Below are 15,027 nucleotides of genomic sequence, written 5' to 3' on the forward strand. Positions count from 1 at the left end.
GATGGACCTGACCCTGCTCTACCGCGGGCCGCTGGCGTCCTGCGACTACGACTGCCCGTACTGCCCGTTCGCCAAGCGGCGCGACTCTCCGGAGCGGCTGCGCACGGACCGGGCCTGTCTGGAGCGCTTCGCCGGATGGGCCGAGGGACAGACCGGTGACCGGCTGTCGGTCCTGTTCACACCCTGGGGCGAGGGCCTGGTCCGCTCCTGGTACCGGCGCGCCCTCACCGGGCTGTCCCGCCTTCCCCATGTGCGCCGGGTCGCCATCCAGACCAACCTGAGCTGCCGCACCGACTGGCTCGCCGAGGCCGACCTCGGCACCCTCGCCCTGTGGTGCACGTACCACCCGGGCCAGACGCCGTACGACCGTTTCCTGGCCAAGTGCCGTGAACTGGCCGGGGCCGGCGTCCGGTTCAGCGTCGGGATCGTCGGGCTGCCCGAGCATCTGGAGCACGCCCGACGGCTGCGCGCCGACCTGCCCGAGCACGTGTACCTCTGGGTCAACGCCGCCGAGGGCCACCTCTACGACGACGCCGCGGCCCGCCTCTGGACCGACCTGGACCCGCTCTTCCCGTACAGCCGCCGTCCGCACGCCAGTGCGGGGCTGCCCTGCCGCACCGGCGAGTCGGTGATCTCCGTGGACGGCGACGGCACGGTCCGCCGCTGCCACTTCGTGCCCGCCGAGCTCGGCAACCTCTACGACGGCTCCTACCGCGAGGCTCTGCGGCCCCGCGCCTGCCCGCTGGCCGTGTGCGACTGCCACATCGGCTACATCCACCTGGAGACGCTCCCGCTGTACGACGTCTTCGCGGGCGGAGTGCTGGAGCGGATACCGGCGAGCGGAATCTAATAATCTTCTCTGGAGCTATTCAACTAGATGAGTATCATGAGGCGTCTCCGGAGGTCCGGCAGACGTGACGGCGGCCCGCCGGGAGCGCCGCGCACGGCAAGGAAGGCGACACCTCATGACCGCCCCGTACACCCGCTACGTCGCCCTGGGGGACAGCCAGACCGAGGGCGTCGGGGACGGCGACGACCTCACCGGGCTGCGCGGCTGGGCCGACCGCCTCGCCGAGCGGCTCGCCCGCCACAACCCCGGCCTGCACTACGCCAACCTCGCCGTCCGGGGCCGCCTCGCGGGACAGGTCCGCGCCGGGCAGCTCGCCCCCGCCCTCGCCCTGCGCCCGGACCTGGCCACGGTCCTCGCCGGGGTGAACGACCTGCTGCGCCCGCGCTTCGACCCGGACGAGGTGGTGGGTCATCTGGAGGCGATGTTCGCCGCGCTCACGGCACAGGGCGCGCAGGTGGCCACCCTGACCTTCCCGGATCCCTCCCGCATCAGCCCCCTGGCCCGGGGCCTGGCCCCTCGGGTGACCGCCCTGAACGCCGGCATCCGCGAGGCCGCCCGCCGCCACGACGTCATCGTGGCCGACACCGCCGTCGTGCCGGTCGCCGCCGACCCCCGGCTCTGGAGCCAGGACCGCCTGCACGCCAGCCCGCTGGGCCACGACCGTATCGCCGCGGCCATGGCCCACGCCCTGGACGTGCCCGGCAGCGACACCGCGTGGACCGAGGCGCTGCCCGTCGGCCCGCCGGCACCGGCCGGCCGGCACGCCGTCGCCGCCGAGGTCCGCTGGGCGGCCTCCTTCCTCGGCCCCTGGCTGGGCCGCCGCCTGCGGGGACGCTCCTCGGGGGACGGGCGCAGCGCGAAGCGGCCGGAGCTGGCGCCGGTCGCGGCGGGCTGACCGGCCGGGAGCGGGGCAGCACCGGGGCACCGTGTCCGGCGGTGGTTGCGCGCGGGGGCCGGGGCGGGGCAGGGTTCGGGGCGTGGCCACCTTGCTGATCGTTCATCACACGCCCTCCCCGAACTGCCAGGCGATGTTCGAGGCCGTCGTCTCGGGCGCGACGGCCCCGGGGATCGAGGACGTACGGGTCGTACGGCGGTCTGCGCTGTCCGCGACCGCGTCGGACGTGCTCGAGGCGGACGCGTATCTGCTGGGCACGCCCGCGAACCTGGGCTACATCTCCGGCGCCCTCAAGCATTTCCTCGACCAGGTCTACTACCCCTGCCTGGACGAGACGCGCGGCCGGCCGTTCGGGTACTACGTGCACGGCGGGAACGACGTGACCGGGGCCGTACGGGCCGTCGAGGCGATCACCACCGGCCTGGGCTGGCGCCGCGCCGCTGATGCCGTGACCGTGACCGGCGAACCGTCCAAGGACGACCTCCAGGCCTGCTGGGAACTGGGGGCCGTGCTCGCCGCGGGGCTCATGGAGTGACGCGTCCCTCCGTGCGTCCGGACGCCACGGGGCGGGCGAGACGCTCGTGACACCCCAGGGCCCTTCTGACGGATCTCCACGACGCCGCGGAGGTTCATCAGAAGGACCCTAGGCTGATCCCATGTACGTGACCCGCACGTCCCGGCATGTGAACGCCCCGCCCGCCGCCGTCTACCGCGCGCTGCTCGACGCGGACGCGGTCGGACGCTGGCGGGTGCCGGACGGGATGAGCGGCCGGGTCCACGAGTTCGACGCCAGGGAGGGCGGCCGCTTCCGGGTGTCGCTCACCTACCGACTCCCCGGCGCCACCGGCAAGTCGGGTGCCCGCACCGACACCTACCACGGCCGGTTCGTACGGCTGGAGCAGGACCGTCTGGTGGTGGAGGAACTCGAGTTCGAGACCGACGACCCGGCGCTGCGCGGCACGATGACCATGACGACCACGCTCACCGCGTGCGAGGGCGGCGGCACCGAGGTCGTCATGGTGCACGAGGGTGTCCCCGACGTGGTGCCGCCGGCCGACAACGAGACCGGCGCACGCATGGCCCTGGCCAACCTCGCCGCGCTCGTCGAGACGTCCTGAGCCGAGGCGCTCCCGCCGCCGGTCAGTCCACCCGGTGGACCAGCTGGCTGGTCAGCTCGTACCGCGCGCCCACCACCGCGAGCCGCCCCTGCGCGACCCTCGCGGCGAGATCGGGCACCGCGGCCAGGCGCGAGCGGACCAGCCGCACCTGGGCGTCGATCGTCGCGTCGACCCGGGCGTCGCCCTCCGTGGTGTGGTCGATGGCGGGGCGGATCTGGTCGGCCAGGTACTGGATGTGGTCCGGCAGCGGTTCCCCGGTCCGCTCGGCCTCCACGGCCGCCCGCACCGCGCCGCACGACTGGTGCCCGAGCACCGTCACCAGCGGTATGCCGAGCTCCAGCACCCCGTACGCGATGCTCCCGAGCACGGCCTCGTCCAGCACCTCCCCGGCCGCCCGCACGGTCAGCAGGTCCCCGAGGCCCTGGTCGAACACCAGTTCCGGCGGCACCCTCGAGTCCACGCAGCCGAGTATCACGGCGAACGGATGCTGCCCCTTCGTCAGCGCGTGGCGTACCGCCGGGGTCTCGTCGGGGTGCCGTTCCCGGTAGGTGCGCCAGCGCAGGTTCCCCGCGGCCAGGGCGCGCAGCGCCTGCGCGGGGGTCTCCGGACGCGGCCCGGCGGGTGTCCGCCCGGCCGCCTGGGCGGGCGCGGTGACGGTGAGCGCGGCGGCCCCCGTCAGCCCGGCCCACAGCAGCGCGCGCCGGGCCGGAGAGGCGGGGGAGGCGGGCGGGGTGGGGGAGGTGGCGTCGTAGGTCACGGCGTTCGAACGTACGGCCGCGTCGTCGGCTCTCCGGCTTCCCTTGCCGAACGATGACGTGGCGTGGGCGAACCGTGATCGGGTGTTGAACCGCCCTTGGGCGGATCGTTTCCGCGCCCATACCCGGCTCCCATCCTCATCTCACTTGTGATGAGCGGTAGTTGACGTCACATCAGGCGACCGGCGCGTCCGGGACGATCACGACCTTGCCGACGGCCGTGCCCGACTCGGCGTGCCGCAGCGCGGCGGCCGCCTCGTGGAGGGGGTAGACGCGGTCGATCGTCGCCCGGACCGTTCCGCTGCCGAGGAGGGTGAAGATCCCGGTGAGGTCCTCGCGCAGTTCGGTCCGGAACCTGTCGGCCCTGCGGGCCTTGCCCGCCCAGAGGTTGAAGAAGTGGGCGCCGCGGCCGTTGGGCAGGACGTTCCAGAGTGTGAGGCGGGCGAGGAGCCCGAGCACGGTGACCATGCCGCTGCCCGCCCGGTCGCGGGTGGAGGCACTGCCGTAGGAGACGAGGGTGCCGCCGGGGGCGAGCATCCGCCAGGAGTCCTTGACGCCCTTGCCGCCGACGTGGTCGAACACGGCGGCCACCCCGTCGGGAGCCAGTTCGCGGACGCGGGCGAGGAGGTCGCCGCGGTAGTCGACCGGTACGGCGCCGAGTGCCGCGACCGCCTCCTGGTTGCGGGCGGAGGCGGTGCCGATGACGGTGACCCCGGCGGCGCGGGCCAGCTGGACCAGGACGCTGCCGACACCGCCGTTGGCGCCGTGCACCACGACCGTGTCACCGGCCCGGACCCGGGCCGTGCGGTGGAGCATCCGCCAGGCGGTCGCGCCGTTGGTGACCAGCGTCTCCGCCTCGGCGGCCGGCACCCCGTCGGGCACCGGAACCAGGTCGGCGGCCTCCAGCAGGACGCGGTCGGCCCAGCCGCCGGTCTTCGTCAGCGCGGCCACGCGCTGCCCGGCGGCCAGGGGGATCGCGCCCGGCGCCTGCGGGCCCAGTTCCTCGATCACGCCGACGAGGTCGTAGCCGGGGACGAAGGGGAAGGCGGGCATGTCGTAGTACTTGCCGCGCCGCATCTGCTGCTCGGCGAAGGTGACTCCGCTGGCCTCGACCCGGACCAGGGCCTGCCCGAGGCCGGGCCGGGGCAGCTCGCGCACCCGCACCTGAAGGGTCTCGGGCTCGCCGACGGCGGGGAGGACGATCTCGGTCGCTCGCATGACAACTCCTTGTGTCGTGTGGTGACGGTATTGTGTGGTTGACCACTCACTCTCGTGTGCCGAGAGAGGGCGACCTTCGGTGCCGTGAGGGACCGGGGGTCGCCCTGCCGTCAGTAGTGCGTGATGCCCGCCGTGAGGGTGCGTGTCCAGGGGGCGTCGACGGCCTCGGCGTCGATCGAGACGAGCAGGTGGCACAGCATCCCCACGGCGAAGAACTGCTGGATCTGCTCCTCGCCGCCGCCCGAGGCGCCGCGGACGTACTCCACGGTGCGGGCGTACCCGGTGCGCACCGCCTCGCGGACGGCCGGCTCGGAGACCGCTGCCGCCTGGGCGTGCAGTTGCACGAGCATGAGGTCGTTGTCGCTGATCAGGCGGGCGTAGGCATCGCCCATCGAGTCCAGCACGGCCTCCGGGCTGCTGCCACGGGCCTCGGCGGCGCCGCGCTCCAGGGCCGCCCGCACCCGCACGAAGCAGTGCTCGACGACCGCGGTGAACAGTGCCTCCTTGTTCGGGAAGAGGCGGTAGACGTACGCCTGCGAGATGCCGGCCGCCTTCGCCACCTCGCCGGTGGTGGTCCCGAAGTAGCCCCGGGCGGCGAACGCCCCGATCGCGGTGCGCAGCACCGTCTCCCGGCGCTCCTCGGCGGTGGACAGTCTCCGTGCTTCCGTCTTCATGTGACTACTCAATCACTCACACCTGTAACTCGTCAACCACTCTTCATGGAGAGCCGGGCCGTCGGGAGTCGTGGCACGTCGCCTTGCCGCGGGCACGAGGGCGGGCGGCCGGGAGATCGCGGCGCCTCGCGGTGGAGCGGGCACGGGGACGGGCCGCCGGGAGATCGCTTTGTCAGTGGGCGCCGCTATGTTCGGTCGTGTTCCCGCCGGAAGGTGTCGGCACGTGAGATTTCGCGTGCTCAAGTGGCATGCGCTGCGAAGGAGATGATGGGTTGTCCGACTGGGAGAAGTCGAGCACGGCCCGGGTGGTGCGTCCCGCCCGGCCGCGCAAGCTCGCCAAGGTGCCGTTCGTCGAACTGGCCGACGGACGACTGCAAGGCGTGGTGTCCAGCGGCTCGGACATCGAACGGGTCTACGTGTCCTCGGTGGCGGCCGCGACGTACGCGTTCGCGTGCAGCACCAACAACAACCGCCCCTGCGGCGGCGCCCGCAGCTCGTTCTGCAACCACATCCGGGCGCTGATCACCGAGGCGGCGCTCCAGTACGGCCCCGAGCGCGTCGCCCGCTATCTGCGCGTCGACCTCGGCGACGACGAGCCGACCGCGGCCTCCCTCGCCCAGGCGATGACCGCCACGCGGCCCGCGGCGGCCGACGGCAAGGCCGCGGCGGCCCCCGTCTTCAGCCGCTTCCTGCGCCATCTGGCCTACCTGGAACTGGGGCCGGGCACCGGGCCGTTGCCGGAGATGCACTGGTTCCCGCCCACCCGCGGACAGGCGCCCGGGAGCGGCATCGAGGCCGCCGGTCCGATGGCCGCGCCGGTCGACGGCCTCGACGAGGCGCTCGCCGCGGTCGACGCCTTCGACGGCATGCTCACCGCGGGACTGCTGCGGCCCCGCGCCGACCGGACGGCCGGGCTGACCGGACTCGCCGACGCCGTCGCGGGCAGCCCACTGGCCGCGCGGGTCGCCGAGGCGGCCGGGAAGGCGGCGGCCGGCAGCGCGGGCGAGGACCACTTCGTCGCCCTGGCCGCCGCCCGTTCCGCGCTGCTCGGCGCCGCCCACGACGCCCTCGCCGCACACGCCGAGGAGCTGACCCGACGCACCCCTCACGACCCCGCCGGCCCCGCCGCGCCGGGTGCGGACCAGACGCCCAACCTCCTGGCCGCGGCCCGCTCCTGGCTGTCCGACCTGGCCCGCGCGGGCTGGCGGGGCATCGACCACGACCTGGTCTCGGGCGCGGCCCCGATCGTCTCCGCGATGCTCCCGGACACCTCGCTGCGCCGCCTCGCCACCCTCCTCGACGGCTTCGCCGCCGAACTCGCCGCCTCCTGCCCGGGTGCCTCGCTGGAGCGGGTCCCGGCCCGCCGCTGGGGCGACCTGTGGGCACGGGCCCTGCTGCTCGCCCTGCCCGGCGCCACCGACGCTCCCGCTCCCGCCACGGCCACCGGGCGACTGCTGCCGCTCGGCGTGGACCTGCACGAACACGCCACCGCGGTCCAGGCCCAGGTCCACGCGGTCCTCGAACCCGCGGACGGCACCGCGCCCCGGCTGCTGCGCGCGGCCGTCTCCGTGCCCAAGCCCGACACGGTCGTCGAGGCCGGCGTCTGGCAGCTGCTGCGGCCCCACATGTCCCTGCTGGCCGCCCTGGGCGAGGGCCGCGCGATGGACCTCGACTCCATGCCGGTCACCGCGGAGGGCGACCTGATCTGGAGCGAGGAGCACGCCCGCCCGGGCGAGGCCGCCGACGCCTTCGCCACCGCCCGGGTCGCCCTGCCCACCGCCGCCGTCGCGGCCACCGCGCCGCTGGACCGCCACCCGGCCCGGCTCGCCGTCCCCGTCTTCCTGGAGGGCTACGCGCCCCGGACCGACGGCGGGACCACGGTGTTCGACCTGCCCTCGGGCCCGCTCACCGTGGACACCGACCGCATCCCCACCGCCGGACCGCTCACCCCCGAGGCCGTCGCCGCCTCCACCGCCTGCATCGGCCTGCTGCGCTGGGACGACGGCACCTTCACCGTCCAGCCGCTCGCCGTGGAGACGACCGTACGGAAGAAGACCGTCGTCCTGCACGCGGGTGCCTGGGCCGGCGGCACCACCGACAAGAACGGGGTCAGGGCCGAGAAGGCGGCCACCGACGCCGTGAAGGTGCTGCGCGAGCGCGCCGGAAGGCTGCTGCGGAAATGACCGAGCCCACGACCGCCCAGGAGACGACCGGGACCGGGCCCGGCGCGGAACACGCCCCGGCCGCGACCACCGCCGGGCAGCCCGCGGACGCCGCCCCCGCCGCCCCCGCCGCCCCCGACGCCCACGACAACCGCCGCCAGGTGCTCTACTGGCGCCTGCTGGCCCGGCTGTTCGACCGCGAGGAGCAGCAGACCCTGGAGTCGGCGAGCCTCGCCGTCGTCGAGGACATCGGCCTGCCGGCCGCGCTGCTCGACCCGCAGACCTCCGTCGACTCCCTCGTACAGCGACACCCGGACCTGGCCGGGGAGTTCGACGGCCTGATGATCCCGGAGCAGGAGGACGGCGACCGCGACCGCGCCGCCGAGGTACGCCGCGCGGCACTGGTGTCGAAGGTGCTGCTGAACGTGTTCGACAGCGGCTCCGGCACGGTCACCGCGGGACAGCTCGCCCGCTGGCAGGCCGACGCCGACTGGCTGGAGCGGGCCCTCGGCTGCAAGCCGGGCGAACTGCGCGGCGGCCGGAGCGCGGGACGCCGCCCCGGCGCACTGGGCGCCTCCGGCGCGGGCGCCGGCCCCACCGGCACGGGCGGCGGCGGCCACACCCCCGACCTGAGCCAGCTGATCCCGGAGATCGGGCCCGAACTCGGCGCCATCGAGGCCGACCTCGTCAAGCGCATGCACCTGCGCGAGGTCCTCGCCGACCCGCAGCTCGCCGCGAAGCTCACCCCGAGCATGTCGCTGATCGAGCAACTGCTGCGCGACAAGAACAACCTCTCCGGCGTCGCCCTCGCCAACGCCAAGGCGCTGATCCGGCGCTTCGTCGACGACGTCGCCCAAGTGCTGCGCACCCAGGTCGAGAAGAGCACCGTGGGCCCGCTGGACCGCTCGGTGCCGCCCAAACGGGTGTTCCGCAACCTCGACCTCGACCGCACGATCTGGAAGAACCTCACCAACTGGAGCCCGGAGGAGGAGCGGCTCTACGTCGACCGCCTCTACTACCGGCACACCGCCCGCAAGACCACGCCCCAGCGGCTGGTCGTGGTCGTCGACCAGTCGGGCTCGATGGTCGACTCCATGGTCAACTGCACCATCCTGGCGTCCATCTTCGCCGGGCTGCCGAAGGTGGACGTCCACCTCATCGCGTACGACACACAGGCGCTCGACCTCACCCCGTGGGTGCACGACCCGTTCGAGACGCTGCTGCGCACCAACCTCGGCGGCGGCACCGACGGCACCGTCGCCATGGCCCTCGCCCAGCCGAAGGTCGCCGAACCGCGCAACACCGTCGTGGTGTGGATCTCCGACTTCTACGAGTGGCGCGGTGAGCAGCTCTTCGAGTCGATGGCCGGCCTGCACCGCTCCGGCGTGAAGTTCATCCCCGTCGGCTCGGTGACCAGCTCCGGGCGCGGCAGCGTCAACCCCTGGTTCCGCGAGCGGTTCAAGGACCAGGGCACCCCGGTGATATCCGGGCACATCCGCAAGCTCGTCCAGGAACTCAAGACGTTCCTCGCCTAGTGCCGCCGCGGCACCGGCACACCCCTCACCACGCACCGCCCCTGTGACGAAAGGCCACCCCATGTCCGACCTGTTGCGCGCCCCCGCCGAGCTCAAGTACGCCGAGGAGCTGGACTGGCTGGAGTCGGTCGACGACGGCCCCAAGCCGTTCTCCTGGCGCCTGTCGCCCAAGATGGTCCGTCTGTTCATCCTCGGCTCCGAGCGTGCCGACGGCCTGGACCGCGAGATCTCGCAGAAGTGGTTCGGCGACCGCAGCTTCGTCGAGCGTTCCATCGTCACCCTCGCCTCCGACCGCGGACTGCTGCTCATCGGGGACCCCGGCACCGGCAAGAGCTGGCTGGCCGAGCTGCTGGCCGCGGCGATCAGCCGGAACTCCACCCTGGTCGTGCAGGGCACCGCGGGCACCACCGAGGACCACATCAAGTACTCGTGGAACGTCTCGATGGTGATCGCCAAGGGCCAGTCCCGCGAGTCGATGATCCCCTCGCCGATCATGACCGCCATGGAGGGCGGCGCGATCGGCCGCTTCGAGGAGCTCACCCGCTCCACCAGCGACGTGCAGGACGCACTGATCTCGATCCTGTCGGAGAAGTACATCTCCGTGCCCGAACTCGACAGCGACAACATCGTTTTCGCCAAGCCGGGCTTCTCGGTCATCGCCACCGCCAACAGCCGCGACCGGGGCGTCAACGACCTGTCGAGCGCCCTCAAGCGCCGCTTCAACTTCGTCCGCATCCCCGTGGTCAGCAACAAGAAGGCCGAGGCGGAGATCGTCCGCTTCCGCACCGAGGAACTGCTGCGCCGCCACCGGATCGAGCTGGACGTGCCGCCCACCCTGCTGGACGTCCTGCTCCAGAGCTTCGCCGACCTGCGGGCCTCCTCCGCCGCGGCCGCGGGCGACGACGAGAAGCTGGAGTCCGCCCTGTCCACCGCCGAGCAGATCGGCGTCCTGGAGGACGCCATCCTGCACAGCAACTTCTTCGGCGAGCGCACCCTGACCGCGCACACCCTCGCCTCCTCCCTCGTCGGATCGCTCGCCCGGCGGGAACCGGAGGACCTGGCCATCCTCAACAAGTACCTGCACGGCGTGGTCGAGCCGCGCAGCAAGGAAGAGGGCGGATCCTGGCCGGAGTTCCTGGAGGGCGGCCGCGACGCGATCGCGACCCTGTCATGAGCGAGGCCACCTTCACGGCGCTGCGCGCCCAGCTGGAGCAGGCCGCCACGACGTTCGCCGACGGGCCCCGCGCCCTGGAGGGCATCCTCCTCGGCATGGTCGACGACGTCGACCGGGCCGTCCGCGAACCCCTGGAGATCTTCCCGGTCTGCCATCACTCACCCGCCTCCGCCCTCGCCATGGCCCGCCGGCTGCGCGAGAAGCAGCCCAAGGTGGTGTACCTGGAGCTGTGCGAGGACATGGCCCCGCTGCTCACCGAACTGCGCAACTGCCGCCTGCCGGTGGCGGTGCAGGCCTTCGCCACCGAGCTCGACGGCTTCCCCGCCGACTGGGCCCCGCTGTCGGTCGTCGCGCCGGTCACCGAGGCCTCCGCCGAGTACCAGGCCGTCGCGTACGCCCTGGACACGCCCGGCGTCGAACTCGTCCTCGTCGACCGTTCCAGCGACCACGTCTTCCAGTGGCAGGAGCCCGAGGAGGACACCCCGGCCGGCGCCGACGCGGACGCGCCGGCGGCCGAGGAGGAGACCGCGCTCCACGGCGACGCCGTCGGCGTCGAGATCGGCGACCTGCGCCCCAGGTTCGCCGAACTGGAGGATCACCTGCTGCGGCACGGCAAGGTGCGGCACTGGTCGGAGTGGTGGCACCAGTACGTGGAGCTGCCGCTCGGCGACAGCGACCACGACACCTACCGGCAGGTGATGTTCCTCATCGGCAGCCTGTTCCGCCGCCTCGCCCCCGGCGACTCCCGCCGGGTCCGCGTCGACGAGGACCGCGAGCGCTACATGTGGACCCGGATGCGCGAGCACCTCGCCGCCTCCGGCACCGACCCCGCCGACTGCCTGTACGTCTGCGGCGCCTTCCACGCGGCCAGCCGTGTGGCGGAGTTCGGCGTCGGCGGCAGCGACGGCTTCGAGATCTCGCCGCGCACCGCCACCAGGTGGCAGTACGGACTGATCCCGTCCAGCCACACGGCGATCGAGGCGCAGTTCGGCCTCGCCGCGGGCTCGGTGTCGATCGCGGCGACGGAATGGGCGAAGAACCTCAAGCGCACCCGCGTCAAGCCGTACCGGCTCGCCGGGCAGGCGGGTACCAAGAAGCCGGCCAGGGCGGCGGCGCCCCCGGCACCGATGGCGGACACCCCGGCCGCCGACCGGCTGACCGGCTTCCTGCATCGCCCGCCGGTCCTCGACCCGCTCGACGAGGCCGAACTGCTCGGCTGGTCGGTGGAGATCGTGCGCGCCGCCCGCCGCAACGGCTACCTCGCCTCGACGGCCGACGCCATCGCCGTCTTCGAGACGTCCATCCTGCTGGCCGGGATGCGCGACCGGGCCCGACCGACGCCGTACGACTTCCAGGACGCGGCCGTCACCTGCATCGAGAAGGACAGCGTGCCCGGCCGGCGCGACGTCCGCAGGCTCGTCGAGATCATGATGGGCGGCGACCGCGTCGGCCAGGTCGGCTACGACGCGCTGCCGCCGCTCGCCCGCGACGTCCACGACCGTCTCGCCCCGCTCAACCTCAAGCTCCAGCAGCGCGGCGTCCAGCGCGCCCTGCTCGACATCGCCTCACAGCCCGGGCTGGCGAAGTGCTCCGACGTGCTGTGGATCCTGAAGTACCTGATGCCGCACGGCGCCGCCCGCCCGATCATGGGCGACCGGCGGCTGGGCGAGAAGCCCATCCAGGAGTCCTGGGACCTCGCCCTGGGCACCCACCAACGCGCCCTCATCGAGCTGGGCTACGAGGGCGTCAGCATCGAACAGGTCCTGGAACAGCGGCTGCGGCGCACCGCGTACGACCCGAAGGCCACGGCCGCGACCGTGCTCCGGGCCGTCGAGGACGCGATCCTCCATCTGCGCAGCCGCCGTCTCGCCGACGAACTCGGCACCCGCGCCCTCGAGGTGCTCGCCCAGGAGCGCAGCGTGGACGGGGCACCGGAGGTGCTGCGCCGGGTCCGCCGGCTGCTCGCCTACTACCGCACCAGCGAGCCCGTGCTCCCCGGCTGGATCGAGTCCTTCGTCAAGACCGGCTACGCGCACTACTGCACGCTGCTGCCGACCGCGTTCACCGACGAGGACGCCACCGTCCGCCAGGTCGCGGCCATGTTCGGCTTCCTGTTCAGCATGGAGAGCCTGGCCCTGTCGCTCGGCTGCGACCGTACCCAGCTCGAACTGGCCGTCGCCCAGTCCCATCCGCAGGAGCCGGACAGGACGGCCCTGCTCTGGGCGGCCCAGACCCACCTGGGCCGGCTCTCCCGCGAGGAACTGCGTGCCCGCTGTGCCGCCCTGCTGGGCAACCCCCTGGTCGTGCCCGCCTACCCGCGCTACCTCAGCGGGTTCCTGCACGCGCTGGAGCCCGTGCCGCAGCTGACCGACTTCGTCGTCGAGGCCGTCTCCAACGCCTTCGCCGAGCTCCCCGACCCGGTCCTGCTGCCCTGGCTGCCGAGCCTGATCACCGGCCTGCGCTCCAGCGGTTCCGAGCTGGCCCCGCTGCTGATACGGGAGGCCGGCCGGATCTACCCCGGACGGCTGGACGACCTGGACAGCTGGGTACCGCCGTGGCGCGCCCGGCCCGCCCCGGCCGCCGCCCCCGGGTCCGGCCGCCCGCCGGGCCCGGCCGCGCTGCCCCTGCTCACCGCGCACCCGGCGGCCTGCGACGCGCTCGCGGCCCTCCTGGGCTGCGAGGGGGCCTGGGACGAGTCGGGCGCGGCCACGGGCGCGGCGCTCCTCGCCCGTCACCCCGGGACGGCGAACGCGCTCGAGGCCCTGCTCACCGCGTCCTGAGGCGGCTCCCTGCCGTGAGGGTCGCGATCCGGCCCGGCCGCCGATCAGGGCGGCCGGGCCGGATGGCGTCAGAGCGCCCCCACCCGCAGAGGGGAGCCGGTGCCGACTCTCTCGCTCAAGTCGGCCCGTAACGCCGCCAGTTCGGCCATCCTGCTGTCGATGACACGTATCTTGTCCTCGAACAGGGCGGACAGCGCCCCGGCGGTGTCGGGTGCTTCGCGCAGTTCCTCGCCGTGCCGGCCGATCTCGGCCAGGGAGAATCCCAGCATCTGGGCCGTGCGGACGTAGTACAGCCAGGTGACCGCCTCCTCCGGGAAGTCCCGGTAGCCGTTGCGCAGTCGCTCCCCGGTCACCAGACCGAGCCGCTCGTAGTACCGGATGGCGTCCTTGCTCAGGCCGGTTCGTTCGGCCAACTCACCGATGCGCACGCTCAATTCACCCCAATGTGGACTTGATCTCGGACCGTGCTCCGGCGCTGGGCGCGAGGTGCGTCGTGCCCGGCACCTCCTGAGTCACACCACGATCCCGGCCCGGTCGGGACAGGTGCGTCTCGTTCGTATCAGCGCCGGGTACGGCCCTGTCGTCACCGCGGGGTCCGGCACGGTCCGGGGTGGCGTGCGGCCGGCGCCCCGGCGCCCCGGCGCCCCGGCGGCCGGGCGGGGGCAGCGCACCGCCGGACGGCGTGGGGCGGGCCGTCCGGCGGTGGGGGAGAGCGTGCTGGGTGTCAGCCCAGGCGGGCGGGCGGAGCGTCTGCCCAGGTCGCCCAGGCGGGCGTGCGGGGTGTCAGCCGAGGTTGCCCAGGCGGGCGTCCTGCCACAGGTCGACGCCGCCGTCGGTGGCGTACTTGTCGATCTCGGCGAGCTCCTCGGCGCTGAAGTCGAGGTTCTCCAGCGCGGCCACGTTCTGCTCGAGCTGCGCCACGCGCGAGGCGCCGACCACGAGGGAGGTGACCCGCTCGTCGCGCAGCGCCCAGGCGAGCGCCATCTGGGCGAGGGTCTGGCCGCGCCGGGCCGCGATGTCGTTGAGCGCGCGCAGCCGCCGGACCATGTCGTCGGTGAGCCAGCCGGAGTCGAAGGACTTGCCCTGCGCGGCCCGCGAGTCCTCGGGCACGCCGTCGAGGTAGCGGCCGGTCAGCATGCCCTGGGCCAGCGCCGTGAAGCCGATGACGCCGAAGCCGTCCTCCTGTGCGGCGTCGAGCAGCCCGTCCGTCTCGATCCAGCGGTTGAGCATGCTGTACGACGGCTGGTGGATGAGCATCGGGGTGCCCAGCTCGCGCAGGATGCGCGCCGCCTCCCGGGTGCGCTCGGCGTCGTAGGAGGAGATGCCCACGTACAGGGCCTTGCCCTGGCGGACCGCGGTGTCGAGCGCGCCCATCGTCTCCTCGAGGGGCGTGCCGGGGTCCAGCCGGTGCGAGTAGAAGATGTCGACGTAGTCCAGGCCCATCCGGGCGAGCGACTGGTCGAGCGAGGCCAGCAGGTACTTCCGGGAGCCGCCGCCCTGTCCGTACGGGCCCGGCCACATGTCCCAGCCGGCCTTGGTGGAGATCACCAGCTCGTCCCGGTACGGCTTGAGGTCCTCCCGCATCAGACGCCCGAAGTTGATCTCGGCGGCGCCGTAGGGCGGACCGTAGTTGTTCGCCAGGTCGTGGTGCGTGATGCCGAGGTCGAAGGCGCGCAGCGCGATCTCGCGCTGGGTCGCGAAGGGCATGTCGTCGCCGAAGTTGTGCCAGTAGCCGAGCGACAGCAGGGGGAGGTCGAGCCCTGAGCGTCCGGTGCGGCGGTAGCGCATGGTGCCGTTGTAGCGTTCGGGGTCCGCGATGTGGGTCATCGGGTGCTCTCCGGGTGGTGCGATGAGGGGTCCCGTCGA

At 73.2% G+C, this 15,027-nt stretch carries 13 protein-coding genes and 1 pseudogene; 9 read left to right on the forward strand and 5 right to left on the reverse strand.

What is annotated here, in order from left to right; genetic code table 11:
- The first annotated feature begins 1 nt into the window (after position 1).
- The 4 genes from ACFYR0_RS25390 to ACFYR0_RS25405 all read left to right on the forward strand — a co-directional run bounded on the left by ACFYR0_RS25390 (position 2) and on the right by ACFYR0_RS25405 (position 2,863).
- Complete coding sequence (locus ACFYR0_RS25390) at positions 2–850, forward strand: STM4011 family radical SAM protein (protein ID WP_389332358.1); 849 nt, start codon at positions 2–4, stop codon at positions 848–850.
- A 115-nt stretch (positions 851–965) separates the two neighbouring features.
- Positions 966–1,745 carry an SGNH/GDSL hydrolase family protein gene (locus tag ACFYR0_RS25395; RefSeq protein WP_389332361.1) on the forward strand — a complete coding sequence of 260 codons (780 nt, stop codon included), beginning with the start codon at positions 966–968 and terminating at the stop codon, positions 1,743–1,745.
- 82 nt (positions 1,746–1,827) lie between these two features.
- Positions 1,828–2,280, forward strand: a complete 453-nt coding sequence (locus ACFYR0_RS25400; RefSeq protein ID WP_389332364.1) for a flavodoxin family protein — start codon at positions 1,828–1,830, stop codon at positions 2,278–2,280.
- A gap of 121 nt (positions 2,281–2,401) precedes the next feature.
- The gene (locus ACFYR0_RS25405; RefSeq protein WP_389332367.1) at positions 2,402–2,863 is read left to right on the forward strand and encodes an SRPBCC domain-containing protein; all 462 of its coding nucleotides are present in this window, start codon (positions 2,402–2,404) and stop codon (positions 2,861–2,863) included.
- Between the two features lie 22 nt (positions 2,864–2,885).
- Here the strand turns inward: ACFYR0_RS25405 and ACFYR0_RS25410 are convergent, their stop codons facing one another.
- The 3 genes from ACFYR0_RS25410 to ACFYR0_RS25420 form a co-directional block, all read right to left on the reverse strand.
- A complete protein-coding gene (locus tag ACFYR0_RS25410; RefSeq protein ID WP_389332370.1) occupies positions 2,886–3,620 on the reverse strand; it encodes a carbonic anhydrase in 735 nt (244 codons plus the stop codon).
- 172 nt (positions 3,621–3,792) lie between these two features.
- The gene (locus tag ACFYR0_RS25415; RefSeq protein WP_389332373.1) at positions 3,793–4,836 is read right to left on the reverse strand and encodes a medium chain dehydrogenase/reductase family protein; all 1,044 of its coding nucleotides are present in this window, start codon (positions 4,834–4,836) and stop codon (positions 3,793–3,795) included.
- A 110-nt stretch (positions 4,837–4,946) separates the two neighbouring features.
- Entirely contained in the window at positions 4,947–5,510 is a 564-nt protein-coding gene (locus tag ACFYR0_RS25420) for a TetR/AcrR family transcriptional regulator (RefSeq protein ID WP_389332376.1), read from the reverse strand.
- 248 nt (positions 5,511–5,758) lie between these two features.
- Between ACFYR0_RS25420 and ACFYR0_RS25425 the strand changes: the two are divergent.
- The 5 genes and pseudogenes from ACFYR0_RS25425 to ACFYR0_RS25445 form a co-directional block, all read left to right on the forward strand.
- Positions 5,759–6,286: pseudogene (locus ACFYR0_RS25425) on the forward strand (hypothetical protein); the annotation flags it as partial.
- A 30-nt stretch (positions 6,287–6,316) separates the two neighbouring features.
- The gene (locus ACFYR0_RS25430) at positions 6,317–7,693 is read left to right on the forward strand and encodes a hypothetical protein (protein WP_389332628.1); all 1,377 of its coding nucleotides are present in this window, start codon (positions 6,317–6,319) and stop codon (positions 7,691–7,693) included.
- Positions 7,690–9,207: a VWA domain-containing protein gene (locus ACFYR0_RS25435; RefSeq protein ID WP_389332379.1), complete on the forward strand. Its 1,518-nt coding sequence runs from the start codon at positions 7,690–7,692 to the stop codon at positions 9,205–9,207. The genes ACFYR0_RS25430 and ACFYR0_RS25435 overlap by 4 nt, the downstream gene beginning before the upstream one ends.
- A 61-nt stretch (positions 9,208–9,268) precedes the next feature.
- Positions 9,269–10,381 (forward strand): AAA family ATPase, encoded by a 1,113-nt coding sequence (locus ACFYR0_RS25440; protein WP_386385889.1) that lies wholly within the window; start codon positions 9,269–9,271, stop codon positions 10,379–10,381.
- Positions 10,378–13,161, forward strand: a complete 2,784-nt coding sequence (locus ACFYR0_RS25445) for a hypothetical protein (protein ID WP_389332383.1) — start codon at positions 10,378–10,380, stop codon at positions 13,159–13,161. Before ACFYR0_RS25440 ends, ACFYR0_RS25445 begins: the two co-directional genes overlap by 4 nt.
- Positions 13,162–13,229: 68 nt before the next feature.
- Here the strand turns inward: ACFYR0_RS25445 and ACFYR0_RS25450 are convergent, their stop codons facing one another.
- A complete protein-coding gene (locus tag ACFYR0_RS25450) occupies positions 13,230–13,589 on the reverse strand; it encodes a MerR family transcriptional regulator (protein ID WP_389332631.1) in 360 nt (119 codons plus the stop codon).
- A 355-nt stretch (positions 13,590–13,944) separates the two neighbouring features.
- Complete coding sequence (mgrA, locus tag ACFYR0_RS25455; RefSeq protein WP_389332386.1) at positions 13,945–14,988, reverse strand: L-glyceraldehyde 3-phosphate reductase; 1,044 nt, start codon at positions 14,986–14,988, stop codon at positions 13,945–13,947.
- Between the last annotated feature and the right edge of the window lie 39 nt (positions 14,989–15,027).

Origin of the sequence: Streptomyces sp. NPDC005017, assembly GCF_042873115.1 — a bacterium.
Classification (GTDB): Bacteria; Actinomycetota; Actinomycetes; order Streptomycetales; family Streptomycetaceae; genus Streptomyces.

Bases quoted from the DNA above. Each gene is read 5' to 3' on its own strand.
- ACFYR0_RS25390 (WP_389332358.1), top strand. From the start codon at position 2: ATGGACCTGACCCTGCTCTACCGCGGGCCGCTGGCGTCCTGCGACTAC.
- ACFYR0_RS25395 (WP_389332361.1), top strand. From the start codon at position 966: ATGACCGCCCCGTACACCCGCTACGTCGCCCTGGGGGACAGCCAGACC.
- ACFYR0_RS25405 (WP_389332367.1), top strand. From the start codon at position 2,402: ATGTACGTGACCCGCACGTCCCGGCATGTGAACGCCCCGCCCGCCGCC.
- ACFYR0_RS25415 (WP_389332373.1), bottom strand. From the start codon at position 4,836: ATGCGAGCGACCGAGATCGTCCTCCCCGCCGTCGGCGAGCCCGAGACC.
- ACFYR0_RS25420 (WP_389332376.1), bottom strand. From the start codon at position 5,510: ATGAAGACGGAAGCACGGAGACTGTCCACCGCCGAGGAGCGCCGGGAG.
- ACFYR0_RS25430 (WP_389332628.1), top strand. From the start codon at position 6,317: ATGGCCGCGCCGGTCGACGGCCTCGACGAGGCGCTCGCCGCGGTCGAC.
- ACFYR0_RS25435 (WP_389332379.1), top strand. From the start codon at position 7,690: ATGACCGAGCCCACGACCGCCCAGGAGACGACCGGGACCGGGCCCGGC.
- ACFYR0_RS25440 (WP_386385889.1), top strand. From the start codon at position 9,269: ATGTCCGACCTGTTGCGCGCCCCCGCCGAGCTCAAGTACGCCGAGGAG.
- ACFYR0_RS25445 (WP_389332383.1), top strand. From the start codon at position 10,378: ATGAGCGAGGCCACCTTCACGGCGCTGCGCGCCCAGCTGGAGCAGGCC.
- mgrA (WP_389332386.1), bottom strand. From the start codon at position 14,988: ATGACCCACATCGCGGACCCCGAACGCTACAACGGCACCATGCGCTAC.